23 protein-coding genes are annotated in these 25,777 nt (G+C 72.0%); 11 read left to right on the forward strand and 12 right to left on the reverse strand.

Annotation, left to right across the window (positions count from 1 at the left end; translation table 11 throughout):
• Positions 1–31 precede the first annotated feature (31 nt).
• The 8 genes from C1703_RS20735 (at position 32) to C1703_RS20770 (ending at position 7,392) form a co-directional block, all read left to right on the forward strand.
• Positions 32–739: an AraC family transcriptional regulator gene (locus C1703_RS20735; RefSeq protein ID WP_343236401.1), complete on the forward strand. Its 708-nt coding sequence runs from the start codon at positions 32–34 to the stop codon at positions 737–739.
• A 151-nt stretch (positions 740–890) separates the two neighbouring features.
• On the forward strand, positions 891–1,331 hold the full coding sequence (locus C1703_RS20740; RefSeq protein ID WP_114254289.1) for a hypothetical protein: 441 nt from the start codon (positions 891–893) through the stop codon (positions 1,329–1,331).
• A gap of 280 nt (positions 1,332–1,611) precedes the next feature.
• A complete protein-coding gene (locus tag C1703_RS20745) occupies positions 1,612–2,559 on the forward strand; it encodes an RNA polymerase sigma-70 factor (RefSeq protein ID WP_114254290.1) in 948 nt (315 codons plus the stop codon).
• Positions 2,560–2,662: 103 nt separating this feature from the next.
• Complete coding sequence (locus C1703_RS20750) at positions 2,663–3,862, forward strand: FAD-dependent oxidoreductase (protein WP_114254291.1); 1,200 nt, start codon at positions 2,663–2,665, stop codon at positions 3,860–3,862.
• Positions 3,863–4,077: 215 nt separating this feature from the next.
• The gene (locus C1703_RS20755) at positions 4,078–4,596 is read left to right on the forward strand and encodes a toxin-antitoxin system HicB family antitoxin (protein WP_114254292.1); all 519 of its coding nucleotides are present in this window, start codon (positions 4,078–4,080) and stop codon (positions 4,594–4,596) included.
• An 82-nt stretch (positions 4,597–4,678) separates the two neighbouring features.
• Positions 4,679–5,530, forward strand: a complete 852-nt coding sequence (locus C1703_RS20760) for a DUF4097 family beta strand repeat-containing protein (protein ID WP_114254293.1) — start codon at positions 4,679–4,681, stop codon at positions 5,528–5,530.
• 63 nt (positions 5,531–5,593) lie between these two features.
• Entirely contained in the window at positions 5,594–6,580 is a 987-nt protein-coding gene (locus C1703_RS20765) for an ATP-binding cassette domain-containing protein (protein WP_114254294.1), read from the forward strand.
• Positions 6,577–7,392 carry an ABC transporter permease gene (locus tag C1703_RS20770; RefSeq protein ID WP_114254295.1) on the forward strand — a complete coding sequence of 272 codons (816 nt, stop codon included), beginning with the start codon at positions 6,577–6,579 and terminating at the stop codon, positions 7,390–7,392. Before C1703_RS20765 ends, C1703_RS20770 begins: the two co-directional genes overlap by 4 nt.
• A gap of 39 nt (positions 7,393–7,431) precedes the next feature.
• On the opposite strand, the gene C1703_RS20775 is transcribed toward C1703_RS20770, so the two are convergent.
• From C1703_RS20775 to C1703_RS20790, 4 genes are all read right to left on the reverse strand, one after another.
• On the reverse strand, positions 7,432–7,782 hold the full coding sequence (locus C1703_RS20775) for a MerR family transcriptional regulator (RefSeq protein ID WP_114254296.1): 351 nt from the start codon (positions 7,780–7,782) through the stop codon (positions 7,432–7,434).
• Between the two features lie 514 nt (positions 7,783–8,296).
• Positions 8,297–8,572: a CBS domain-containing protein gene (locus C1703_RS20780; protein ID WP_232840545.1), complete on the reverse strand. Its 276-nt coding sequence runs from the start codon at positions 8,570–8,572 to the stop codon at positions 8,297–8,299.
• 53 nt (positions 8,573–8,625) lie between these two features.
• Positions 8,626–10,131 (reverse strand): DEAD/DEAH box helicase, encoded by a 1,506-nt coding sequence (locus C1703_RS20785; protein WP_114254297.1) that lies wholly within the window; start codon positions 10,129–10,131, stop codon positions 8,626–8,628.
• Between the two features lie 142 nt (positions 10,132–10,273).
• Positions 10,274–10,477, reverse strand: a complete 204-nt coding sequence (locus C1703_RS20790) for a cold-shock protein (RefSeq protein WP_070024256.1) — start codon at positions 10,475–10,477, stop codon at positions 10,274–10,276.
• Positions 10,478–10,876: 399 nt separating this feature from the next.
• Between C1703_RS20790 and C1703_RS20795 the strand changes: the two genes are divergently transcribed.
• Positions 10,877–11,290 carry a DUF2809 domain-containing protein gene (locus C1703_RS20795; protein ID WP_114254298.1) on the forward strand — a complete coding sequence of 138 codons (414 nt, stop codon included), beginning with the start codon at positions 10,877–10,879 and terminating at the stop codon, positions 11,288–11,290.
• A gap of 27 nt (positions 11,291–11,317) precedes the next feature.
• Here the strand turns inward: C1703_RS20795 and C1703_RS20800 are convergent, their stop codons facing one another.
• From C1703_RS20800 to C1703_RS20820, 5 genes are read right to left on the reverse strand one after another with little or no spacing between them, the layout of a single operon-like run.
• Positions 11,318–15,265 carry a hypothetical protein gene (locus tag C1703_RS20800; protein WP_157993133.1) on the reverse strand — a complete coding sequence of 1,316 codons (3,948 nt, stop codon included), beginning with the start codon at positions 15,263–15,265 and terminating at the stop codon, positions 11,318–11,320.
• A complete protein-coding gene (locus C1703_RS20805; RefSeq protein WP_114254300.1) occupies positions 15,262–16,224 on the reverse strand; it encodes a hypothetical protein in 963 nt (320 codons plus the stop codon). The genes C1703_RS20800 and C1703_RS20805 overlap by 4 nt, the downstream gene beginning before the upstream one ends.
• A 4-nt stretch (positions 16,225–16,228) precedes the next feature.
• Positions 16,229–17,152, reverse strand: coding sequence for a MoxR family ATPase (locus C1703_RS20810; RefSeq protein WP_114254301.1), 924 nt, complete (start codon positions 17,150–17,152; stop codon positions 16,229–16,231).
• 8 nt (positions 17,153–17,160) lie between these two features.
• Entirely contained in the window at positions 17,161–18,429 is a 1,269-nt protein-coding gene (locus C1703_RS20815; RefSeq protein WP_114254302.1) for a toll/interleukin-1 receptor domain-containing protein, read from the reverse strand.
• Between the two features lie 43 nt (positions 18,430–18,472).
• Positions 18,473–19,720, reverse strand: coding sequence for a hypothetical protein (locus C1703_RS20820; protein ID WP_157993134.1), 1,248 nt, complete (start codon positions 19,718–19,720; stop codon positions 18,473–18,475).
• A 120-nt stretch (positions 19,721–19,840) separates the two neighbouring features.
• On the opposite strand from C1703_RS20820, the gene C1703_RS20825 reads away from it, so the two are divergent.
• On the forward strand, positions 19,841–20,968 hold the full coding sequence (locus C1703_RS20825; protein ID WP_114254304.1) for a hypothetical protein: 1,128 nt from the start codon (positions 19,841–19,843) through the stop codon (positions 20,966–20,968).
• Between the two features lie 19 nt (positions 20,969–20,987).
• Here the strand turns inward: C1703_RS20825 and C1703_RS20830 are convergent, their stop codons facing one another.
• A complete protein-coding gene (locus C1703_RS20830; RefSeq protein WP_114257515.1) occupies positions 20,988–22,076 on the reverse strand; it encodes a class I mannose-6-phosphate isomerase in 1,089 nt (362 codons plus the stop codon).
• 56 nt (positions 22,077–22,132) lie between these two features.
• On the reverse strand, positions 22,133–22,978 hold the full coding sequence (locus C1703_RS20835) for an SDR family oxidoreductase (protein WP_114254305.1): 846 nt from the start codon (positions 22,976–22,978) through the stop codon (positions 22,133–22,135).
• Between the two features lie 463 nt (positions 22,979–23,441).
• Here C1703_RS20835 and C1703_RS20845 point away from each other — a divergent pair, with 463 nt between their 5' ends.
• Positions 23,442–24,677 (forward strand): sugar ABC transporter substrate-binding protein, encoded by a 1,236-nt coding sequence (locus C1703_RS20845; RefSeq protein WP_114254307.1) that lies wholly within the window; start codon positions 23,442–23,444, stop codon positions 24,675–24,677.
• A 91-nt stretch (positions 24,678–24,768) separates the two neighbouring features.
• Here the strand turns inward: C1703_RS20845 and C1703_RS20850 are convergent, their stop codons facing one another.
• Positions 24,769–25,776 (reverse strand): LysR family transcriptional regulator, encoded by a 1,008-nt coding sequence (locus C1703_RS20850; protein WP_157993135.1) that lies wholly within the window; start codon positions 25,774–25,776, stop codon positions 24,769–24,771.
• Position 25,777: the final 1 nt, after the last annotated feature.

A 25,777-nucleotide genomic window follows, 5' to 3' on the forward strand; every position in this document is an offset into this window, starting at 1 on the left:
CCGTAGAAAGGGAAGGGTTGCCAGTCGTGGGTTGTATTCGGCGGTCTTCCGCCTCCCGCACCTGTGGCAGCTCCACCTCTACGGCTACTCCGGCACCTTGGAGTTCGGCGGTGCGCGGCACCCGATCCGCCCGGGGCACCTGAGCCTCGTACCGCCCGGCACGGAGGTGCACTTCCACTACGACGCCCCGCGCTGCGAGCACCTGTACGCGCACTTCCGGCTGCCGGGCGACGGTGAGCGGCGCCGGGTCCCGGTGATGCGGGACGCCGGTGCGGACGCGGGCGTGCTGAGCGGGCTGCTGCGGCAGACGATCAGGGCGAGCGCGCAGTCCCCGTCCCGGGCGTCGGCGGAACTGTGGACGGTGCTGTGGCGCGTCACCGGCCTGACCGACGCCGGAATCGACCCCTCGGGATCTCGCCATCCCGCGCTGCGGGTGGCCATGGCCCACATCGAGGAGCACCTGGCCGACCCGCTGAGCGTCCCCGGGATCGCCCGTGCCGCCGGGGTGTCGCACACGCACCTGACCCGGTTGTTCCGTGAGGACACCGGGCACACGGTCGTCGGCTACGTACGGCACCGCCGCATGGCGCGGGCCCGGCACCTGCTGATCGCCTCGACCCTGGCGATCCCGGCGGTCGCCGCGACCGTCGGCATCCCCGACCTGCAGGCGTTCAACAAGAGGTGCCGCAGGGAGCTGGGCGCCTCGCCGCGTGCCGTGCGCAACGCCGGGGGCGCGTGAGACCGGTGGTCCGGCGAGAACGGTGACGGAGGGCATCCGGCCAGAACGGCTCGAAGGCATCGGCGCACAGGCCGAATGCGCCGACCGGCCCCGGTGGCGCGGAGCAGGAGGGGACAATCCCTGTCCAGGGAATTCGGAAGGAAGCGCCGGCATGATCGACTGGATACCTCTGGCCACCGGGTCCAGGCCCGTCCCGCAGCCCGTGGCGACCCCGCTGGTCTGGGCCGGAGCCTTCGCCGGCGCACTGGTCCTGGTGGCGCTCATCAACACCGTGGTGGGACCCGACCGGCCCGAACTGGCCCTCACCGCGCTGTCCCTGCTGGCCGTCGTGCTCGGCCTGTGCGCACGCTTCACGGCGGCCCCCGGCACGGCCGTGCTCTGCTGGCTCTTCCTCAACGGCTTCGCCATCCCGCCCGCGGGCACCCTCACCTGGGCCGGGCACCGCGACACCACGTGGCTGGCCTGCCTGCTCACCGCCGCCCTCCTCGGCACGTCCCTGGCCCGCCTCGCCCACGCCCGCGCCGCCTACCGCCGCCTCGCCCCGGAACACGGCCGCCACGACGACGCGGACCAGGTGGCCGGACACCACTGACCCGGACACCCGCCGATGCCCCCCGGTCCGACGGCCGACGTCTTCCGGCTCGGCTGCCGATGTCCTTCGGTCCGGTTGCTGGCGTCCTCCGGTCCGGTTGCTGACGTCCTCCCGCCTGACGGCCGACGTCTTCCGGCCCGGCTGTCGGCGCCCCGCCGCACCGGCTGCCGATGTCCCGCCGCGCCGCCCCCCGGCGGAAACACCGCCCCGGACCGCCGCCGCCCTACCACCCCCGTTCGCCCTCGCGCGTCCGCGGGGCACGGGAGTTAGGATCCCGGCCATGGCGATGACCGTGCACGACGTGGACCGGTTCGAGGCGTCCAGGCCCCGCCTGGAGGCGATCGCCTACCGCCTCCTCGGCTCCGCGAGCGAGGCCGAGGACGCCGTGCAGGAGACGTATCTGCGCTGGCAGGCGGCCGACGCCGAGCACATCCAGGTGCCCGAGGCATGGCTGACGAAGGTGCTCACCAACCTCTGCCTCAACCAGCTGACCTCGGCCCGCGCCCGGCGCGAGACCTACGTCGGGCAGTGGCTCCCCGAGCCGCTGCTCGCCGGGGACCCGATGCTCGGCCCCGCCGACACCGCCGAACAGCGCGAATCGGTCTCGTACGCGGTCCTCGCCCTGCTGGAGCGCCTGTCCCCCAACGAGCGGGCGGTGTACGTGCTGCGGGAGGCCTTCGACTACCCGCACCGGGAGATCGCCGCGATCCTCGACATCACCGAGGCCGCCAGCCAGCAGATCCTGCACCGCGCCAAGAAGCACGTCGCCGACGGCAAGGCCCGCACGGAGGTCGACGAGGCCGCCGCCCGGCGGATCGTCGAGGAGTTCCTCGCGGCGGCCACCAGCGGCCGGACCGAGCCGCTCGTGCGGCTGCTCACCCAGGACGCCGTCTCGGTCGGCGACGGCGGCGGGAAGGTCCCGGCCCGGGCCAAGGCGTTCGAGGGCGCCCTCGCGGTCGCGCAGTTCATGCGGGGGCTGTTCAAGCCGAGCAAGGCCAAGCGCGCCCTGGTCGGCGGCTCCCCCGAGATGTACGCCACGACCGCCAACGGCGATCCGGCCATCGTGGCGGTCGTGGACGGCCGGGTCGTCGGCGTGACCTGCCTGGAGGTCGGCGCCGACGGCATCGCCGCGTTCCGCAGCCAGGTCAACCCGGACAAGCTCGAGCGGGCGACCGCGCAGTGGGCCGCGACCGACCACGGCGAACCTCTGCTCCGCGCCGCCTTCTGATGAGGGTGTGAGCTGCTTCACATCGGATTCCTGTCAGGAAACCGCGGGCCGCCCGGTTCAAGGGGCGAATCCGCTCAAGGTTGCTCACGACAGGAGCCAGGACATGCAGCACCGCATCGTCGTCCTCGGGGCCGGCTACACCGGCGCCACCGCCGCCGGGCGCCTCGCCAAGCGGCTGCACCACGAAGACGTCGCCATCACTCTGGTCAACGCCGAGCCCGACTTCGTCGAACGCGTCCGGATGCACCAGCTCGCCGCCGGCCAGGACCTCACGCCCCGGCCCTTCAGCGAGATGTTCGCGGGCACCGGCGTCACCCTGAAGCTCGCGCAGGTCACCGGCGTCGACGTCGACGGCAGAACCGTCACCGTCACCGACGCGCAGGGCACCGAGGAACCGCTGGCCTACGACACCCTCGTGTACGCCCTCGGCAGCGGCTGGAACGACCAGGGCGTCCCCGGCACCGCCGAGCACGCTCACGAGATCGCCAGTCGCCCGGGAGCGCTCCGGCTGCGCGAGCGCCTGGCCCGGCTGGAGGCCGGCCAGTCCGTGGTCGTGGTCGGCGGCGGCCTCACCGGCCTGGAGGCCGCGACCGAGATCGCCGAGGCCCGCCCGGACCTCGACCTGGCCCTCGCCGCCCGCGGTGGCCTCGGCGACTGGCTCTCGCCCAAGGGCCGCCGGCATCTGCGGAAGGTCTTCGACCGGCTCGGCATCACCGTGCACGAGCACGCCGCCGTCACCGCCGTGGAGGCCGACCACGTCACCACCGCCGAGGGCGCGCGGATCCCGGCCGCGGTCACCGTGTGGACCACCGGCTTCGCCGTCCACCCGATCGCCCGCGCCACCACCCTGGAGGTCACCGACACCGGCCGGATCATGGTCGACCGGACCATGCGCTCGGTCTCGCACCCGGACGTGTACGCCGTCGGCGACGCGGCCCTGGCGCTGGGCGCCGGTGACAAGCCGCTGCGGATGTCGTGCGCCTCGGGCGTCCCCATGGCCTGGCAGGCCGCCGACGCGATCGCGGCCCGGCTGACCGGCGGGAAGCTCCCGAACGTGCCGCTGCGCTACTTCAACCAGTGCATCTCGCTGGGCCGCAGGGAAGGCCTGATCCAGTACGTCACCGCCGACGACCGTGCCGTCGGGGCGGCGCTGACGGGCCGGTTCGCCGCCGTCTACAAGGAACTGATCTGCAAGGGCGCGGCCTGGGGCGTCGCCCACCCGGCGGCCGGCACGCTCGCCCGGCGCCGCCGCGTCGTACAGGCACCGGCCCGGACCGGCTCGCTGGTCAGGGAGTCGGCCTGACCGCGTGGAACATCCGAGCTGCCCCTGGCGTCACGTGGCACCATGTGGCACCGCATGGCACCACGTGGCGCCGTGCGGTGCCATGTGGTGTCGAGTGGTGTCTGACGGTCTCTGCTTCACATAGTCGCAGGTGAGGAGGCTGGCGGTCCGCCCCGTCCCACCCGAGGCGCCACACGGGCTTGCGTGTGGCGCCATAGTGGTGCCATCATGGCGTCATGGACCTCACCCCGTATGTCGACACCCTCCGCCGTGAACTCGCGGTGGCCGCCGAGGCCGGCGGCGAGGAAGCCCGCGAGCTGGCCGAGAGGCTCACCGCTCCCCTGGAGTCGGCGACCCGGCTGGCCCTGCTCAACGTGCTCTCCGCCGCGATGGACGAGATCACCCGCGAACTCGCCCCGGGCTCGGTCGACGTACGGCTGCGCGGACTCGACCCCGACTTCGTGGTGACACCACCGCCCGCCTACGGCAGCGCCCCCGCGGCACCGACCGCGTCCCTCGAACCGGCCAGGGGGCACCTGCCCGCCGACGGCGACGAGGGCGGCACCGCCCGCGTCAACCTGCGGCTGCCGGCCCACCTCAAGGCCCGCGCCGAGGAGGCCGCGGCCGGTGAGGGGCTGTCGGTCAACGCGTGGCTGGTCCGGGCCGTTTCGGCCGCGGTCGAGGGCGGTGCCCGCCCGCACGCGACGGACAGGACCCGCACCATCGGACAGAGCTACACCGGCTGGGTGCGCTGACCGCGTCCCGCCCGCCGCACCACTCATCCGCACCGCGCCCACCAGCGCGGACGCCCCAAGGACTCAAGAGGACGGGACAGCCATGCCTTCTTTCGACACCCCGCAGCCGATCGCGGTCACGGCCCACGTGCCCGCCGCGGCCATCCGGTTCACCGCGGGCGACCGCGCCGACACGGTCGTCGAGGTGCGGCCCCGCGACCCCAAGCGGGACAAGGACGTCCGAACCGCCGAACAGACCGAGGTCACCTACGCGAGCGGCGTCCTGACCATCAGGACGCTGCCCAGGCGCCGCAGTCTCATCGGCCCCAACGGCCTCGTCGACGTGACGGTCGAGCTGCCCGCGGGCTCGGACGTCGACGTGTCCGGCGGCTCCTTCGCCCAAGTGCTCGGCGAGGGCCGGCTCGGCGAGGTCCGGGTGAAGACCTCGAGCGGCGACGTGCGCCTCGACACCACCGGCCCGCTGACGCTGACCGTGTCGCACGGCGCGGTCACGGTGGACCGGGTCGAGGGGGCGGCCGAGATCACCACCAGCTCCGGCAACGTGCGCGTCGGCCTGGTCGACGGCCCCGCCGTCCTGAAGAACTCCCACGGCACCACCACCGTCGGCGCCGTGACGGGCGAACTGCGGGTGAACGGGGCCAACGGCGCCATCGACATCGCGCGCGCCGAGGCGTCGGTCACCGCCACCACGACCAACGGCTCTCTTCGCCTCGCCGAAGTCGCCCGCGGGGACGTCCGGTTGGAGACCTCCAACGGCTCCCTCGAGATCGGCATCCGCGAGGGCACCGCCGCCTGGCTCGATGTCAGCTCCAACCGGGGGCAGGTGCGCAACAGGCTCGCCGCGTCCGACGCCCCGGAGGAGAGCGAGGACAGCGTGAAGGTCCACGCACGGACCAACTGGGGCAACATCGACGTCCTCCGCGCCAAGCCCTGAACACCACCGCCCCTCCCCACCCACTCCAGCCTTCTCACGGAGGGCCACATGCCCACTTCTGTCATGTCCACGTCCAAAGAGCGGGGCGGTCGGCCCTCTCCGGCCGCCGTCTCCGCCGTCGGACTGCGCAAGTCCTACGGCGGCAGGACCGTCCTCGACGGCATCGACCTGCACATCCCGACCGGGTCCGTGTTCGCCCTGCTGGGCCCGAACGGGGCCGGCAAGACCACCGCCGTGAAGATCCTCTCCACCCTCATCACCCCCGACGCCGGACAGGCCCGGGTCGCGGGCCACGACCTGACCACCGAGGCACAGGCCGTGCGCGCCGCGATCGGGGTCACCGGGCAGTTCTCCGCCGTCGACGGCCTGATCACCGGCGAGGAGAACATGCTCCTCATGGCCGACCTGCACCACCTGCCCAAACGCCGAGGACGGCAGGTCGCGGCCGAACTGCTGGACCGCTTCGACCTCACCGAGGCCGCGAAGAAACCCGCCTCGACCTACTCCGGCGGCATGAAACGCCGCCTGGACATCGCCATGACCCTGGTCGGCGCCCCGCGGATCATCTTCCTCGACGAGCCCACCACCGGCCTGGACCCCCGCTCCCGCCACACCATGTGGCAGATCATCCGCGAACTGGTCACCGGCGGCGTGACCGTCTTCCTCACCACCCAGTACCTGGAGGAGGCCGACCAGCTCGCCGACCGCATCGCCGTCCTGCACGACGGGAAGATCGCCGCCGAGGGCACCGCCGAGGAACTGAAGCGGATCGTGCCCGGCGGACACGTCCGGCTCCGCTTCACCGACCCCGCCGCCTACCGCTCCGCCGCCTCCGCCCTGCGCGAGGCCACGGGGGACGACGACGCCCTCGCCCTGCACCTCCCCAGCGACGGCAGCCAGCGCGCACTGCGCTCCCTCCTCGACCGGCTCGACGCCGCCGGCATCGAGGCCGACGAACTGACCCTGCACACCCCCGACCTCGACGACGTCTTCTTCGCCCTCACCGGCGACACCGGCGTCCCCGACCAGCCCAAGGAGACCGCCCGATGAGCACACCCCCGGCCCCCGCCCGCCCGGCCCGGATCTCCCTCGCCGCGCGCGACTCCTCCACCATGCTGCGCCGCAACCTCCTGCACGCCCGGCGCTACCCGTCCCTCACCCTGAACCTGCTGCTCACGCCGGTCATGCTGTTACTGCTGTTCGTCTACATCTTCGGCGACACCATGAGCGCGGGGATGGGCAGCGGCGGCGGCCGGTCCGCGTATCTCGCGTATCTCGTCCCGGGCATCCTGATGCTGACCATCGGCGGCACCACGATCGGCACCGCGGTCTCCGTCACCATGGACATGACCGAGGGCATCATCGCCCGCTTCCGCACGATGGCGATCCACCGCCCCTCGGTGCTCGTCGGGCACGTCCTCGGCAGCGTGCTGCAGTGCGTGCTGAGCGTGGTCCTCGTCGGCGCCATCGCCGTGGCCATCGGCTTCCGGTCCACCGACGCCACGGCTCTGGAGTGGCTGGCGGCGCTCGGCCTGCTGGTGCTCGTCTCCCTGGCGCTCACCTGGATCGCCGTCGGCATGGGCCTGTCCAGCCCGAACCCGGAGGCCGCCGGCAACAACGCCATGCCGCTGATGGTCCTGCCGCTGCTGTCCAGCGCCTTCGTCCCGGTCGACGCGATGCCGGGCTGGTTCCGGCCGGTCGCCGAGTACCAGCCGTTCACCCCGGCCATCGAGACCCTGCGCGGGCTGCTGCTCGGCACCGGGATCGGCCACCACGGATGGCTCGCCGTGGCCTGGTGCCTGGGTCTCGCGGTGCTCGGCTACGTCTGGTCGGCCTCGAAGTTCAACGCCGACCCGAAGTAGCGGCCAGGACGACACGCGTCAGGCACGGGGAGCGGCCGGTCAGCTCGCCCCGGAACCGGAGTTCCCGGCCGCCTCCTGCGCGGCGCGGCGGTACTCGGCGTTGATGCGCTGCGCCTCTTCGAGCTGGTCCTCGAGGATGACGATGCGGCAGGCGGCCTCGATCGGGGTTCCCCTGTCGACGAGCTCGCGGGCCCGCGCGGCGATCCGCAGCTGGTAGCGGGAGTAGCGACGATGTCCGCCCTCCGAGCGCAGCGGTGTGATCAGCCGGGCCTCGCCGATGGCTCGGAGGAAACCAGGGGTGGTGCCGAGCATCTCGGCGGCCCGTCCCATGGTGTAGGCGGGGTAGTCGTCGTCGTCCAGACGATCGCTGAGCGGAGTATCTGCTGCCATGTCACCTCGTAGTGCAACGCGTCGAGGGGCCCTGGTGCCGTACGGCACCAGGGCCCCGAAGGAAATTCAACACCATCTGTCGGCCCGTGATGCTCTGCCGACCTTCTGTTTCCGCTACCCGGCCCGGTGACGGGAGGGGTGCGGGGATCGCGGCTGCGTGACCGGGGACCACCATCCAATCCGGGGTCTTGCGGTACCCGGACCGAGGGCGTCCCGGGCCGGGCGATCCTGATGGCGTCTGCTCCTCCGTTCTTCCTCTCTGAACCAACTACTGACCTGCGAACTTCAGGTACTGCTACCCGCCGGTCCGTGTGTGCGGGTCTCACTTGACCTTGTAGACGAGAAAAATCCTAACCGCGGCCCGGCGCAATGTCTACTCTGGCAAAGGTAGATTTTGGTGTTCGAGGGCCGCAGGATTGCGCGCCTCGCCGCCAAGGCGGCGACATGACGATGAGGGCCCTGCCGACGCGCGTCGGCAGGGCCCTCATCGGGCCTTACGGGTGGAGCCTTGGGATCAGCGGGCGGGGGCGAGGACGTCCCGCAGCCGGATCCGGTCCGTGTAGGCCGGGCTGTCCCGGAGGCCGGCCAGCCAGGCCAGGGTGACCAGGCCCGTGCTCTGGTCGTCCCCGTCGCAGAGGACGAGGTGATCGACCCGGGCACCGGCCATGAGGGACAGCGCCACCTCGACCGTCATGTCGTCACGGATCCGGGGCCCGGGCCCGTGCCCGTCGTGGGCCACGGCCGTGGGGGAGCGGTGCCCCGCAGGGTGCTGCGTCTGAACCGGCGTCATGGGTGCCTCCTGGCGCGTACGGGTGGGCTGGTGGTCGCAGCGGCCCCAGGGGCCTAGGCGGCGGAGCCGAAGCCGGACCGTCGCGGGGACCTGGAGCGGACCGCCTCGCCGGCGGGGCGGCCCTGCCCGCGGCGATTCCGGCGCGGCCGGGACGAGGACGCGCCGCGGGGGCGCTCCACGACCGGTGCGGTGACGACGACCGGGATGCCGGAAGGGGCCTGGGCGCCGGTGATGCGGCTCAGCTCCGCCTCGCCCGACCGCACCTGGGCGACCCGCGGGGTGATGCCCGCCGAAGCCATCAGCCGGGTCATACCGCGACGCTGGCCGGGGGTCACCAGGGTGACGACGCTGCCGGACTCGCCGGCGCGTGCCGTACGGCCGCCGCGGTGCAGGTAGTCCTTGTGGTCGCTGGGCGGGTCCACGTTGACGACCAGGTCGAGGTTGTCGACGTGGATCCCGCGGGCCGCGACGTTGGTCGCCACCAGGACCGTCACGTGCCCGGTCTTGAACTGGGCCAGGGTCCGTGTGCGCTGCGGCTGGGACTTGCCGCCGTGCAGGGCCGCGGCGCGGACACCGCTGTTCAGCAGGTGCTTGGTCAGCCGGTCCACCGCGTGCTTGGTGTCGAGGAACATGATCACCCGGCCGTCCCGCGCCGCGATCTCGGTGGTCGTGCGGTGCTTGTCCGCGTCGTGCACATGGAGGACGTGGTGCTCCATCGTGGTGACCGCGCCGGCGGACGGGTCGACCGAGTGGACGACGGGATCGTGCAGATAGGTCCGCACCAGCCGGTCGACGTTGCGGTCCAGGGTGGCCGAGAACAGCATCCGCTGCCCGTCCGGACGCACCTGGTCGAGCAGGGCGGTGACCTGCGGCATGAAGCCCATGTCGGCCATCTGGTCGGCCTCGTCGAGGACGGTGACGGCGACGTCGTCCAGCCGGCAGTCGCCGCGGTCGATGAGGTCCTTGAGCCGCCCGGGCGTCGCGACGACCACCTCGGCCCCGCCGCGCAGCGCACCGGCCTGCCTGCCGAGGGACATCCCGCCGACGACGGTGGCCAGGCGCACGCTCAGGGAGCGGGCGTACGGCGTGAGTGCGTCCGTGACCTGCTGGGCGAGCTCGCGGGTGGGGACGAGGACGAGGGCGAGCGGCTGCCGCGGCTCGGCCCGCCGGCCCGCCGTGCGGGCCAGCGCGGCGAGCCCGAAGGCCAGGGTCTTGCCCGACCCGGTGCGGCCGCGGCCGAGGACGTCACGGCCGGCCAGGGAGTTCGGCAGGGTCGCCGCCTGGATCGGGAACGGCACGCTCACGCCTTCGTGGCCGAGCGTGGCCAGCAGCGCCGCGGGCATGTCGAGATCGGCGAACGACTCGACGGCGGGCAGCGCGGGCGTGATCGTCTTCGGCGGCGCGAACTCGCCCTGGACGGCCCGTCCGGCCGGTCGATTCCCGTAGCCCGTGGAGCGGCGGGGACCGCCGGAACGGGTGCCGCCCGAGCGTTGGGCGCCGGAGCTTCCGGCGAAGCGGTCGTATGTGCGGGGGGTGCGGGATGTGCGGGCGCGCGTCATGCGGGACCTTCCTTGATGGGGCTCGTGGCAAGGAATTCCCGCAGCAGATGAGCGGCGCAGAGAAACTCCCTGAAAAGCAGCGAGCTGGGGCCCGCACCCAGCGGTGCGGGCCCCAGCTGCGAAGTATGCGTCAGCGCCGTTGTCAGGCGGGGACGATGTTCTCGGCCGTCGGGCCCTTCTGGCCCTGCGCGATGTCGAAGGACACCTTCTGGCCTTCCAGCAGCTCACGGAAGCCGGAGGTGGCGATGTTCGAGTAGTGGGCGAAGACGTCGGCGCCGCCGCCGTCCTGCTCGATGAAGCCGAAGCCCTTTTCCGCGTTGAACCACTTCACGGTGCCAGTAGCCATTTTGCATTTCTCCTTCGGAGACGGTGCCAGGAACTCACCCTGTGTGAATTCCGTGTCGCCGTGATGATTAACCCGTCGGAAATGAACCTTCTGGCAACCACACCTGCAACTGAGATCGACAGTAGCACGGTGCGATCGGCCGTGTGCGGTCCCTGAATTTCGATCGGACCCGCTGCCGGGGAATACTTGGCGTGCCCCGACTCTATTTCTCATTTCGCGAGCACAGATATTGCCCCGCGCGGGCGCGGTTTTCCCGCCGGGCCTCTCCGCCCGCAGCCCTGTGACCTCCCCCGACGTCGGATGCGCCACGGCCGCAGCCGTCACCGGACGGCCCGGCGCCGGACGCGTCGGAAGCCCCCTGCCGCGATGTAGGTCACATCGGTACGGCACCATGACCTGATGACCCGCATCGCCGAAACCCGCGACGGCGCCCCCGGCCCGGCACGGACCCGTCTGGCGGCGGCCGGGGCGGCGGTGGCGACGGTCGGCGCGGGGCTGGGGCTCAGGACCGTCGCGGCGGGGGACGTGGCCAAGTACGGCGGGGACGCGCTGTACACCGTCCTGCTGCTCACCCTCGTCGTGCTGGCAGCCCCACGGGTGACACCCCTGGTGGCCGCCGGCGGCGCGCTGGCGGCCAGCTGGGCCGTCGAGTTCCTCCAGCTCAGCCCGGTACCGGCGGAACTCTCCGCGCGCAGCACCCTCGCCCGCCTCGTACTCGGTTCCACCTTCAACGCGCCCGACCTGCTCTGGTACGCGGTCGGCGCGGCGGCGGGCTGGCTCCTCCACACCTTGGTGAAGGAGCTCGTGCCCTGACCGGCTTCCGCTGCGAACTCTCCTTCCTCACGGCCCAAGATGCACCACCGCGGCGCAGGCGAGCGCGTGTTCGGAGGATTCGGTGATGGCCTCTCGCACGACGTGGTGGAGGGCGTGGGCCGAGCGCTCCGGGTGAAGCCGTCCGTCCGGGCCCAGCAGTCGGTCGTACACGGCGCGGGCGAGGTCCTCGGCGGAGCCGTCCGCGCCCCACACCGGCAGCTGGATCACATGGTCGAAACCGGCGGCCTGGAAGCGCGTCGCCAAGGCCCATGCGTCGCTCTCGAGGACCAGGTCGCTGCCTTCCGTCTCGCGGACCGAGAGGTAGGCCAGTGCTCCGTCGACGGGACGGAGTGGGTACTGCTGTTCGTGTGAGCCGTCGGCGCCGAACCGCAGCTGCGGGGCGCCCTGGTGGAGACCCGCACGGCCGACGAAGTGGAAGCAGGGGTGATCGCCGAGCTGCGCCGCCACGGTCGCGCCCGTGGCCCGCTCGCCGTGCAGGACCCGGGCGTGCGGGACGCGCCGGCGGATCGCTTCGATCTCCCGCTGCCCGTACGGCAGGTCGTCGTCCGCGAGGACCAGCAGCATCGGCTGGAAGGGCTCGCGAGCCGTGTGCCTCTCGTGGTGACGCGCGGCCGTGAGCGCCTGGAGACTCGAGGTGTAGGAATGAACCGCGTGATCCATGGCGTTGTCGTGCCGATGTCCCGCCAGGTGCAGGGGCAGGACCGTGAACGGGTCGGTGGGGCACCACCACACACGGGGCAGGGCGTCGGACGGGACCGTGCGGCCCACCCGGACATCCGTTGCGCCGGGGTATGCCCTGCCGCGGCCGGGGGGAACGGTCGTCCCGAGTGCGGTGAGGACCGGTCCCACCACTCGTTCTCGGAGCCAGTCGAGCACGGCCCACGCCTGGTTTTCCCGCGCCGCCGGATGGTCGTAGCCCATCGCGAGCCGGTATCTGACCGAGTTGTCCGACAGGTGGACGAGGCTCACCCCGGTCAGCGGGAGCACCGACACGCCCTGGCGTGTCACGAGCAGGGCGTCGCAGCGGTGGGCGGCGGCGTTGAGGACGACGACGGGGCCTTCGCTCGCGGCCGCCACCAGCCGTTCGACGGGCACGGGGGCGAGGAAGTCCTCGAAACCGGGAAGGGTGCGCGCGATTGCGACGAGTTGCTCCAGCCGGGCCGGTGCCGGACCCTGTCGCGGGTGGTTCCGCGCTGCGGGCGACTGGGGGGCGAGATGGAGGAACGCCCACCACCAGCGCAGTTCCGCGAAGAGTTCCGGCGCGGACTCCCACAGCCGGTCCACCCCGGCGTGGAGGTCCTGACGCCAGGCTGCCAGGAGAACGTTGCGCTGTTCCAGGAACTCCAGTGCGCGTTCCGGTGCCCCCGCCTCGATCGCGTGGGCGGCGGCCCCCCGGCTCAACTCCTCCCAGCTCCGGACGAGGTCCGCGTGCTCCCGGCCGGACGTCAGCAGCATCAGAGGCATCAGAGCGGCGACGGTCTCGTAGCTCAGGACGACGTCCTCGGAACGGTTGTGGCGCATCGCCAGGTTTCCCCAGATGAGTCCGGCCCGGAGGCGTTGCATCGGTGGGGCGTCCCGGCTGACGGCGATGTCGCGCGCCCTCTCGGCCGCACGGCGGAGGGAGGCGTGCGACGGGTTCGGCCGGAGGGAGACGAACGCGGTCTGGGCCAGGACGATGGGCACCGACTCGGGATCCGTGAACCGGGGGTCGAGGTCGTCGTGGACCAGCAGCGAGTGCAACTCCTCCAGGGCGCTCGCGACCTCCGCCGACGAGGAGTCGAGGGTGTGCAGTTCGAGCAGGGCGGAGGCGCAGGCGACGCTCCGGCCGTCGTCCTGTGCGACAGCGAGCCCCCTGGTCGCTCTGAGGCTTTCGACGGCCTGGCCGAGTGCAGCGCTGTCCCCGGTCGCCTTGTATCTCAGGACCAGGCATTCGCCTTGCTGCACCAGTGCCGCGTGCTGGTAGGGCAGCTCCGGCTCGTGCCGGGAGTGGAAGACGACGTCCCGCGAGGCGTCGACGGCCCGGTCGAGGGCGGACACGGCCCCGGTCCGGCGGAAGCTGTCGAGCAGGCACCGGTTCAGGCCGATGAGCGCCGCGAGCCTCCAGACGGACCTGCTCGGCAGGGATCTGGCCGCCCGTTCGGCGAGGTCGACCGCCTCGTCGAGATCCGCGTGCGCGGACAGCACGGCGGCGCGCGTCCGCAGCACGTCACTCAGCGCGTGTCGCAGCCGGGCGCGGAGCAGCTTGTCGTTTCCGGGGCAGATCCTCACCGCCGAACGGCACTGCGTCTGCGCTGCCTCGAGAGCTTCCCGCGAGCCGTCCCGCCAGAACCGGGCCATCTGCACCGACGCGAGCACAGCCGCCCGTTCGGCCTGCACGGAGCGCGGTTCCTGGCGGGGCGCGACGGCCTCCGCCCAGTGCTCGGCCTCGTCCAGGTCGACCGGATCCCCTTCCGCCTCGTACCGGGCGACGAGGGCCCGGGCGAGCGGCAGCGCCGCGGCCTCCCGGTCGGCAGGTGACGCGAACGACCCGAACGCCGTGCTCGCGAGATCCAGAGCCTGGCGCAGCGAGCCCCGGCGCGGCTGGATCTCGTGGAGGAGCACGTAGGTGTCGAGGAGTTCCGCGACGAGCCGCCCGACGGGGACGGAGCCGCCGAGCAGCCGGTTCACCCACGTCTCGAGGGTGTCCACGGACCGGTACAGCTGGGAGACGTCCCCGGTGTGGCAGAAGATCTGGCGCTGGGCGGCCCCCATGAGGGCGCCGGCCCGCATGCTCAGCTCCAGGTCCGGACCGCCGGTGAGGTCCTGGACGACGTGGACGGTTCGTTCGAGTGACCTTCGCGAGCCGAGACGAAGACCGTGGAGGTACAGCGTCTCCGCCGCCTCGCGGCCGAGTCCGGGGAAGTCCTGTGGTTCGTACCCGGCGTCCAGGGCGCGCTGCGCGAGAGTGAGTGCCTGGCGGAGCACCACGGTGTCGTCGGTCCGGCGGAACTCGTCGAGCAGGTCTCTGATCGCCCGCGTCAGCCGGGGCACCAGCTCGGGGTCCACCGCGGGTCCGATCAGGCGGGCCAGTTCCTCGTGGGGGGTCACGTCCGGTCGCGGCGCGGACGGTACGGGTGCGTCGATGACGTAGACGTGACCCGCGCCGGTGCGCAGACCGACGGGGCCGGTCCCCACGTCGACGCGGACGACCTCGGCCGCGTCGACCCGCACGGTACGGACGGTGGTGCCCGCGGTGACCTCGACGACCCGGGGAGAGGTGTCGGGGACGAGCACGGCCGCCGCGTCCGTGCCCCTGACCTTCCCCAGCAGCAGCACCTCGCCCGCGCGCAGGACGCCCAGCGGGGCCTCGCCGAGGGCCGAGGCGATGGACGACACGGTGGCCAGGGTGAGTTCGGGCGGCGCGCCCGGGTCGAGGGACGGAACGTGCGGGCGGGCCGCGTTGGCGAGGCTCCACGCGGTGGCCGTCGACAGGGCCTCCGAGGGCAGCCGCCGCGAGGCCTCCGCGAACCAGCCGGCCAGGCCGGACCGGTTCTCCCGCACCAGCGCGTGCAGGGCGCTGCCGAGGTGCTGGGTCGCGCTGTCGGTGTCACCGCTGAGGCTGTCCCAGGTGATCTGTTCCTCCAGGAGCAGCGCGGGCGACAGGCCGCGGTGGAACTCGGTGACGATGTCCATGACCTCCCGGAGGCGCGGCTCGCCCTGCAGCCTGTCCACGAGGCCCGCCCGCAGGTAGGGCAGGCATTCCGGGATCAGCGCGATGGCCTCGGGCGTGCGGGCGCCCACCCAGTCGCTGAACCAGAGGTCGGCCTCGGCGCCGACGTCCAGGTGGGGCAGGAGCCGGAGCCTGACCGCGCGGATCAGTTCGGGTTCCATGCGGGTCGCGATGCTCAGCACGGTGGCGAGTTCCATCGCACCGGCCGGCGGCGGGGGCGGCAGCTCCCCCGGTGGTCCGGTCACGGAAGCCTCACCGTGGCCCGGCTCGCGGTGGTCGTGCGGTCCCAGCTGACCAGGGGCAGCAGGCCCGTCATCCACCGGGGCCAGCGCCGCGGGGGATACGGGGAGAGCGCGACGACGCCGCACCCGGCCCGGGTGACGAGACCGACGAAGTGCTCCCACTCCTGCCGGGTGCCGCGCTGCGGGTCGTCGGGCGGTCCGCCCAGGCCGAGGTCCGACAGCAGCAGGACGGGCCTGCCGGACTCGGGGGGGACGTAGGCGGTGCGGGTCCAGCGCGCGCCGGGCCCGGTGCCTCGCTGGGGGGTGCCGGAGAAATAGCCCACCTCGACCAGCGAGGGGCCGACCACCGCGCGGACGCGGTCGAGGAGTTCGTTCTGGTCGCGGCGGAAGGGCTGCATGCCGGGGCCTCGGTCGACCAGCACCTGGACGCCGTAGCGCATCGTGGGCACGGGGAGGCGGGGCAGTCGGCGGACCGGGCGCCCATGGGCGAGGGTGTCGATGAGCGCCGGGATGTCCACCGCGCCCTCGGGGACCCGCCTGGAGACCATGGCCCGGAGGATGGCGCTGGTCCAGCCGGGAACGAACAGCGGAAGATGCGGGAGCGGGACGCGTTCGGCCGTCGGCCGGGCGAGTGGCCGCACCGGTTCCCGGGGTGTGGGCACGGCCTCGACGCGGACCGGCGGGAGCAACGGCAGTTCCTCCGGCAGGTCGGCGTTCGGCGTCTCCTCTTCCGCGGCGGTGGCCGGCGGCGGCTCGTGAGCGGGCTCCGGACGCCGTTCCCGGCGGGGGGCCTCGACCGGAGCCCGGGGCCCCTCGGGTTCGGCGTAGGGCGTGACCTGCCCGGTGTCCGGTACGGCAGGGGGGACGAACCCCAGCATCTCCAGGACTCGGGCCCGCTCCTCGTCGGTCCGGGCGACCTCCAGGGCCCGGACGACATCGCTCACCCAGATCTGCGCACGCACCGTGTCACCTCTCCTGCTGCGGCGACTTGGCCAGCGTCAGACTCCGCACCAGGGGCCACTGCGGGTACCCGGGGCGGACGTTCAGCTCGCGGCAGGCGCGCAGGGCGTCCAGATACTCGGCGGTACTGGGCAGCCGCTCGCGGCCGAGCTGCTCGTTCTCCCGCACGTGTACGAGCTCATCGGCCAGGGCGACGGCGAGATCGAGCATCTCGCTGTCGAAGGGCACGCCCTCGTGTTCCAGATGCGTTTGTGCGATCCGCACCAGGTTCTCGGGGGTGGGGCCGGGCAGGGTGTACGTGACGCAGCGCCGCAGGAACGCCTGCGGGAGCTGCCGTTCCCCGTTGGTGGTGATGACGATCAGCGGGGCGGGGACATCGGGCTCGCGCCGGACGGTCGTCCCGGTCTCGGCGATGGTGAACTCCTGCGAGCCCAGCGGGACGAGCAGGCTGTTCGGGACGTCCGGGTCGGCCTTGTCGATCTCGTCGATGAGGACGACGGCCCCCCGCGTCCCGTGCTCGTGCTGGAACCGGTTCAGCGGATCATGGTGATGGACGTCCCGGAGCAGGCCCCCGCGGGTGCGGGCGGACTCGGGGGCGAGCGACCACCACAGGACACCGGGGTTGACGTAGGCGCCGTCGTTCAGCCTGCCGTGGTGCGCCTGGGCGTCTCCCAGCCTGCGCACACTGTCGAACGTCCACAGCAGGTCCGTCGCCTGGGTCCTGGACGTGACCACGTGTTCGTAGTACCGCAGGTGCTTCTCGCGGGCGTAGAACGGGGCCAGGGAGGACTTGCCCGATCCCGGGTCCCCGCTCAGCAGCAGCGGTCGGTCGGTGGCCAGGGCGACGTCGATCGCGAGCTGGAGCTCCTGCGACAGGACGTAGATCCTGCCGTCCCGCGAGTCCGGGCCATGGGGGGCGAATCGGGACATGAAGGCTCCTAGCAGAGGCCGGCGAGACGGTCGGGCAGTTGTCTGAGGCGTTTGCTGCGGAGCGCTGCCGTCTTCTCGTCCTCCGCGGTGAGCAGGGGCTCCAGCAGCACCGCGTTCTTGAAGGCGCTCCTGACCTTGTCGTCCGGGGGCGCGGTGCCCGTGGTCACCAGGATGATCAGCCAGGAGAACGCACGGTGGAGGAGGTTGACGGCCTCGGCGAATTCGGCGTCGGGCGGGCGCAGTTCGTTGATGACGAGGTAGTGGGTCCGGGAGCCGAGGTCGTTCGGGAGCATCCGCTCCTCCGGGGAGTCGGCGTCGAAGAACTCCTTCCAGACCGCGTCCTCCCAGGTGCGGATCCGTTCCCCGACCCGGTCCTCGCCCACGGGCAGGCTTCCGATCGTCTTCGTCTCGAAGCCGTGGCTGGCGTTGCACGTGGCCCGGCGTATGTACTGCTCGGCCGTGCTGTGCGAGAAGGCGTTGAGCAGGAGGGTCATCTCGTGCGGCTGCCGGCCCGGGGCGGGCAGGGCACCGCGGGCGGCCTCCTCGTCGACCCAGGTGGCGTTCAGCGCGCTGGTCAGCCGGCGGATGGTCTGATCCTGGAGGGACGGAGCGAGGACGTCGAGTGCCTTCTCCATCCGCTCGGGAGGGGCCACGAGGAACTGATGGGCCAGGAAGAGGCAACCGCCGTGCCGGCCGGTGACGTGCGCGCGGAACTCCGGCTCGACCTTGAGCTCCCTCGCGGCCTCGGCCAGCACGCCCGGCTCTGTCCGGGCCTCGGACAGGTACAGGGCCAGCCGGCTGAGCCAGACACTCATCGGGTCCCGGCCCGTGGCCGCCCGGGGGAGTTCGGCGAAGCGTCCCAGAACCTTGTCGGCGAGGCTCCTGGCGTCCGGCTCGGCGTCCCGCGCGGTGCGCGCGAACTGGATCGGCCGGAGCTCCTCCAGGCCCGCGTGCTTGACTGCTCCGGTCGTCAGGCCGTCCAGCAGCACGGGCACCACGAGCAGGGGCGCGCCGAGCGCCCTGCGCCACATGAGGATGTTGACCTCGCGCCGTACCCAGTGGGACCGCAGGGCGGCCTCGTTGAGCAGGACGACGGCCGCGTCGCAGCGGGCGAGCCAGTCGACGAGTTCGGGACGCCACTCGTCGCCCGGTTCGATGCCCGACTGGTCCACGAGCGGGGTGTGGGACGTGCCGCGGAGGCCTTCCTCGATCTTCTGGAGTACGGCCATGGCGAACGCGTCGCCCCGCGCACTGTGACTGATGAACACGTCCCCCACGCAGCCGATTGTGATCCATCGTCAGCCGTGGTGCGGGCAAGTCTCACAAACCGGCGTCGAACTCGGACTTGGCGACGATGATGCGCCAGCGGCGGAGTTCCTCGGTGAGGGTCGACTCGACGCGGACGACCAGCGACCGGAACCGGACGGCGCGTTCGGCGTCGGCGGGCCCGGCCAGCAGACCGCGCAGGGTGTGCTCGTGCTCCAGCAGTTCCTGGCGGGTCTCCCGGTAGGAGGCCGCCAGGCGCTGCGAGGCGAACAGGTTCTGCACCGCCAGGGCCATGTTGCACAGGGGTGGCAGGCCCGCGGCGAGCAGGGCGATGACCGACGAGGTGGTCGACGGATCGTCGCCGGTCCGGCCCGAGTGGAGGAGAACGGCGTACGCCACGGCGACGGCGACCGCCGCCAGGACCGCGGCCTTGGCCGTCCTGCCGAGCCTGTCCTCGGTGCGTTCGCAGGTACCGGCTGCCAGCTCGAAGAAGAGGATCTGCCGCTTGACGCGGTAGTCGAGATAGGTCCGCATCCGCTCGGTGGTCTCGGCGGGGGTGGCGGGCAGGCTGCCGTCCCCCTGCTGCCGGACCGCGTCCTGCCAGGGGCTCTCCGTGCCGTCCGGGCCCCGGTCGGAGAGCCGGGCGAACGTGCCGAGTTCGGCGGGGCCGGCGGCGGCGAGCCGGCTCAGCCGGGCGTCGCGGACCTGCCCGGCTTCCTCATCGGTGCGCCCCAGGTAGGGACCGACGGCCGCGAGGAGGAGGAACATCTCGCGGCGGAAGAGTTCGGCCCTGATCCGGCTGGTGACCCAGGGCTGGGACGGCTCCTGACTGGTCCAGACCGTCCACACCATGGAGACGAGGAGCAGGCACTCGGCGAGGACGAAACCGAGGCCCAGATCGCCGCCGTGCTCCAGGAACACCGTCTGCACGGTCAGGCACATCACCGCGAGCGCGGGCAGCACGGCGAGCCGGATGCCGGTCGCGCGGTACCGCCCCTGCTGGTCGACCGGGGTGTCGCCCGCCGGCCGCGGGAGGATGTTCGGGTAGTCGATCGGCCGGCGTATCTCCGGTGCGGGGGCCCATGCCTCACGCCGCGGCCGGGCGGCCCGGCGCCGGCGACGGTGCGCCCACCGCCGGCCGAGCAGGTACCCGCAGTCCAGGAGCACCAGCAGCCAGATCACCCCGACGACCGGCAGCGAGACGACGAAAACCTTTGCTCCGCTCAGCACGGCCGCCGTGGTCCAGGCCGACAAGGCGAGGCTCACCCCGACGACCACCCATATCCGCACCGAAGTCCGCACGTTCCCCCCTCTGTGGCGCGGAGGGTGACGGTATCGGAGATGACCGGGACCGGACCCGCGAACACCGCAAGAGGTCGGCCCGGGACCGTCACGCTCTGCAATCTCATCCGTTGAGCATGCGTGAACAGCACCTATTCATCCGTCGAACGCCTGCTCGCGGCCGACCCCGCTTTCAGCCTTCGCCCCCTGCAAGTCGCCCAGCTCACCCGCGGCTGGGCCGTCGATGTCACCGCGGCCGACCTCGACATGCTCGCCGCGTCCGTCGACGCTCCGCGCCGGCTGTCGGCCAAGCGCGGTTGTCTCGGGGACACCGGCGCCAATGTGGAGCTGGCGCGGATGCTGGAGGAGCGGCCCGAGGACTTCGGCGCGGTCGGCCAGATCGTGCTGGGCGCGGATGCGGTCCAGCTCCAGCCCGGTCCGCGCCTGTTCGCCGACACCCTGTTCGTCGTCGGACTCGAATGCATCGACGGCCTCCAGCGGTTGAGGGTCATCGCCGACCTGCGGGACCGGCTGCCCCGCGAGCACCTGCGGCGGGCCGTGATCCGCCTGGAGATCCGCTGCGGCGCCGAGCGGGACCGGGCCCGCCATGCCTACGACGCCGAGGACCGCTACCGGAACGCGTCGACCGCCCAGGACCGTTTGATCCGCTGTCCGAACATCCGCCGCCTGATGGAGGGCGACTGGGAGAAGGGGGACTTCGATCCCCGCCGGGGCATGACCGCGGGGCCCCATGGATCGCGTTTCTCCATGGCCGAGGTGACGTCCGCCCTGGCCTGCCTGTCGGACGACCCGCTACCCATTGCCGCGAACCTGGCCGCCACGCCGGAGGGCCAGGAGGCCCTGTGGAGCGACCGCACCTCCGCGGTGTACCGCAGTGTCTTCCACGGCAGCATGACCCCGGTGGGCGTGATGCGTGCCGTCGAGGCGTGGCGGACGGCGCGTGCGGCGCTGGCCGACATGCCGAGGAAGTCCCGGCAGGGGCACGGCCACCTCATCGAGTACGCGCCGGACCTGATCTGCTGGAAGGCCTGCCGCTGGATGCCGCTGATGTCGCTGCACGGCAAGTCGGCCTTCCGCTGGGACAGGGAGATCGACCGCCAACTGCCCGCCCGCACGGTCCGGGCGGCGGAGGCGCTGGTGGCGCGCTACAAGGAGCTGCATCCGGAACACGGCCGCCCCGGCAGCTCCTACAAGTCGGAGGCACCCCGGCTCGGCCTGTGGAGGGAACTCGCGGACTGCGCGGTGTGACCCTGTCCTCGTCGAAGGTCTAGTCGATCGAGGCGCCGTCGCCGGGGGAGAGGCCCTCGCCGAGCGCGGCCACGGCGGCGGCTCCGTGCCCGGCCGCGAGCAGGGGCGTGCGGATGTCCTGTTCCAGGTCGGGCAGGTAGCCGAGGAGGACGTCGGCGGGCCCCTCGATCCGTACGCGGCCCAGGGCGGCCGGCAGCAGCAGGGTCCGGGCGCGTCCGAGCCGCTCGGACCGGCCGCCGGCCTCCACGGTGACCGGGGCACCGGCGTTGCTGACGACCAGGGCGGTGGAGAAGTCGTGCACCAGCGGGGCCGAGGTGCCCGCACGCCACCGCTCCAGGGCGAAGTACGGCCCGGCGCACAGCACGGTGCGCTCCACCCCGTCGTCGACCCGGACGCTCAGGCCGGAGTGGAACTCGGGGCGCGGGCCGGGACACCACTCGTCGAGGAGCCGCCCGAGGTTGGCGTGCCACTCCTCGTCGTCCAGCTCCGAGCCGTCCTCCATGTGCCGGCGCATGGCGTGCTGCTGGATGTCGGAGGTCTGCTCGATCTCGTAGACCAGGGTGCCGGGGCCGAAACTGTGCAGGGTGCCGCCGGGGACGTAGACCGTCTGCCCGGCCCGCACCGGGAGCCGGCGCAGGACCGCGTCGAAGTCCTGGGCGAGCAGGGCCCGGTGCAGCGTGTCCCGGTCCACACCGGGTTTCGTGCCCACCAGGGCGGTGGCTCCCGGGGCCGCGTCGAGGACGTGCCACGCCTCGGTCTTGCCGTGGGGCTCGCCCTCCAGCCGGCGTGCGGTGTCGTCGTCGGCGTGCAGGTGGACCGGGAGGGTCCCGGTGCCGTCGATGAACTTGGTCAGCACCGGGAAGCGCGGGCCGCGCCACCCGCGCCCCACGAGTTCGTCCGGGTGCTCCTCGACCAGTCGGCGCAGGGTGTGGCCGGCCAGCGGGCCGTCCGCGACGCGTGCCCCCTCGCCGTCCACATCGCTGACCTCCCAGGTCTCGGCGACCGGACCGTCGGGCAGGCCGGTACGGCCCAGCCGTTCGGCGAGGACCCGGCCGCCGAAGACGTGCTGCTTGACCGGGGTGGTCAGCCGCAAGGGGTACCAGTCCACGGTCACTCCTGATTCCTGACGGCGTGTCAGAGGGTGGGATGTCAGAGGGCGGGATGTCAGAGGATGGGCTGGCCGCCGGTGACGGCGATGCGCGCGCCCGAGACGTACGCGGCCTCGTCCGAGGCGAGCATGACGTACACCGGGGCGACTTCGGCGGGCTGTCCGGCCCGGCCCAGCGGCGACTGGTCGCCACCGAAGTCCTCGACCTGCTCGGGCGGCATCGTGGCGGGGATCAGCGGCGTCCAGATGGGCCCGGGGGCGACGCTGTTGACCCGGATGCCCCGCTCCGCGAGCGACTGGGACAGCGAACCGACCATGTTGGCCAGGCCCGCCTTCGTCGCGTTGTACGCCAGCAGGCCCGGCGGCGGCGAGTCGGAGTTCACCGAACTGGACGCGATGATCGACGCGCCCGGCTTCATGTGCGGCACCGCCGCCTTGCAGAGGTGGAACATGGCGCTGAGGTTGGTCGCCAGGGTGTGGTCCCACTCCTCGTCGGGGACCTCCTCGATCGAGTCGCGGAACATCTGGAACGCCGCGTTGCTCACCAGGACGTCGATCCGGCCGAACACCTCGACGGCCCGGGCCACCACCTCCCGGCAGTGCGCGGGATCGGACAGGTCGCCCGGCACCAGCACCGCCTTGCGGCCGGCCTCCTCCACCCAGCGCGCCGTGTCACGGGCGTCGTCGCCCTCCTCCTCCAGGTACGACAGGACGACATCGGCGCCCTCCCGGGCGTAGGCGATCGCGACGGCCTTGCCGATGCCGCTGTCGCCGCCGGTGATCACGGCCGCCTTCCCGGCCAGCCGGCCCGATCCGCGGTAGCTCTGCTCACCGTGGTCGGCCCGCGGCCGCAGGGCCGCCTCGGTACCGGGAGGGTGCTGCTGCTGTGCGGGCTTGTGCATGGGGAAGTACCTCGCGCCGTTTCCTTGCGTTCAAAAGCGGTTCTCATGCGTTCAAAAAACGCGGCGAAAGGCGGGGGCGACGGTGCCCCCGCCCTGTCGCGGGTTACCCGGGCGCCCAGGGACAAACGAGTCCTGACGGCAAGCGCCCGACGTAAGGAGACCCGATGGTCCCGCCCCGGAACCGCGCACAGAACGTCCACGCCGACCGTGCGGAACCGCGCGGTCGCGCGCTGCTCACGGACCCGCTGACCAACAAGGGCGTCGCCTTCACCCAGGAGGAGCGTGAGCGCCACGGTCTGCTCGGCGCGCCCAGGGCGCCATGTGGCAGCCCGAGTGCGACTGACGGGCGGCCCGGCCCGGAGGGTGCGGCGGTGGCAGGCGCGCGCATGCGGCTTATGCAATAATGCGCGCATATCGCCACTAGAAGAAATATTTGCACCTAAAAGAAACATATGGACTTGTCATGGCAGGGCCGCGCAGAGCACTGAGGGCAGCCGTCGCCCTGGCGCTGGCCGGGACGCTGGTCATGGCGTGCGGCGCCGATGACGGCGGCTCCGAGCCCCTGACCTGGTCGATGTGGGCCAGCGGCGGCGAGGAACAGCAGGTCTGGCACGAACTCGCGGAGCGGGTGTCCCGTGAGGACCCGGAGATCACGCTCCGGCTCGAGACCTCGTCCTTCGACGCCTACTTCGCCGAGCTCGACAGCCGTTTCGCCAGGGGCGACGCGCCCTGCGTCGTCTCCATGCAGTCGCTCCGCACCGAGGGCCACACCCAGGGCATGCTGCCGCTCGACGACCTGATCGCCAGGACCGGGTTCGATGTGACGGACTTCGACACATCCGTCATGGAGGGGCTGAGCGCCGACGGGAAGCAGTACGCGCTGCCGTACGACGTCGGCCCGGTGATCCTCACGTACAACAAGGACATGTTCCGCGGCGCGGGCGTGCCCGAGCCCGAGCCGGGGTGGACCCTGGCCGAGTTCGAGTCGGCCGCCCGTGAGCTGACCGGGGAGCGGACGTACGGCTTCGTGGCGGCGCCGCAGGACGTGTGGATGTGGCCCATGGTGCTGACCAAGTCCGGGGCGCGGCCCACCGACGGGGCGGGCAGACTGCGGCTCACCACCCCCGCCATGACCGAGGGCGTGCAGTGGTACGCCGACCTGGCGGCCAGGAAGAGAGTCGCCCCCCGCCTGCCCGGGGCCGATCCCGCCTTCGCCGAGACGCAGTTCCTCAGCGGCGACGTGGCCATGGCGGCCAGCGGCCCGTGGGCGTTGCTGAACCTGAAGAACCAGGCCGGCTTCCAGGTGGGCCTGACCACGATCCCCGCCGGCCCGGACGGCAGCCGGACGTACTCCGCCGGTTCCGGGTTCGGCATCTCCAAGTCCTGCCCGGACCCGGAGCGGGCGTTCAAGGCGATCACGCTGATGACCGCCCGGAAGCAGCTGGAGTGGCTCGGCGGGGTGGGACGTGCCTATCCCTCACGGGAGTCGGCGCAGCACGCCTGGTACGAGAACGCCCGCCTCGCCGGTGCCCGCGAGGTCCTCGAAGCCGCCAACGCCACGGCGATCCCGCTGCGTACGACGAAACACTGGGACCGGGTCAACCACCTGCTCAACCAGCACGGCCCCGCCCTCTTCAGCGGGTCGAGTTCGGCGCGGCAGGTCCTGGAGCGGGTGCAGAGCCAGGCCGGGACGGGGTGACCGGAGCCGCCTGGTCCGGCCCTGGTCGTCTCCGACATCCCCAGGGCCGCGCTCGTCGCCGTCATGATCATGGCGTCGTTCGCGACCGGCCCTACGTTTCCGGAGGGAGTGCCGCTGCGCATTCCGCGAGCAGGCCGCGCAGCCACTTATGCCCCGGGTCGCTTTCCCGCGCCGCATCCCACCAGAAATGTTCGGCGAGTTGCGGCAGCGGGCGGGGCAGCGAGAAGGTCTTGAGGGGAAGCGGCGTCATGTCGGCGAGCCGGGAAGGAACGACGGCGACGAGTTCCGTGCCCGCGATGATTCCGGGCAGTGACGTCATGCTCTCCACCACGAACACGCCGCGGTCGCCCAGCCAGAAACGGCTCCAGGCCGGGTCGCCCACCACCACTTCGAACTGCTCCCGGTAGCTGCGGACCCAGCGCAGCTCCCGCAAGGCGGATTCATCCAGGGATCCGTCCACGGCGGCATTGTCGCGATCGGCCACGCCCACCCACCTGTCGGTGAAAATCTCGGCATTGGACGTCATGCCCAGGATCCCGGGCGGCACGATCAAACCGTCGGTCTCGCGCAGGAGTTCACCGGCGCGGTCCGCGTCGACCCTGGGTACGTTCAGCAGTTGGAGTTTCACTGCCGGGGCCCGCTCCATCAGTGATGTGAGCAGCGGTCCGCCCAGGACGTGCAGGACGTAGTCGGATGTCATGACGGTGAACTCGCGGCGTGAGGTTTCCGGGTCGAATCCAGCCGGAACACCCAGCACTTTCCCGACCTCTTCCAGGGCGCTGACGACAGCTGGATGGATGTCCGCCGCGAACGGCGTCAAGCGGTAGGAACCTCGTTGCCGCACGAGCAATTCGTCGTCGAAGAGGCGGCGCAGTCTGCCGAGCGCCGCGCTCAGCGTCGGTTGCGAGCGGCCCAGTTTGCTCGCGGCGCGCGAGACATTGCGTTCTGACAGCAGCGCCTCCAGCGCCACCAGCAGATTGAGATCGATATCGGCGAGACGACGTGACTTCCCCACCCCTTCATTATAGATGGCATCAATAGTGAGCATCACAAGGTTGCTGTTGTATTGATACTTCGCGGCGTCCAGACTGAGGCCCAAG

Source organism: Streptomyces sp. Go-475, assembly GCF_003330845.1.
In the GTDB taxonomy this organism is placed as follows: domain Bacteria; phylum Actinomycetota; class Actinomycetes; order Streptomycetales; family Streptomycetaceae; genus Streptomyces.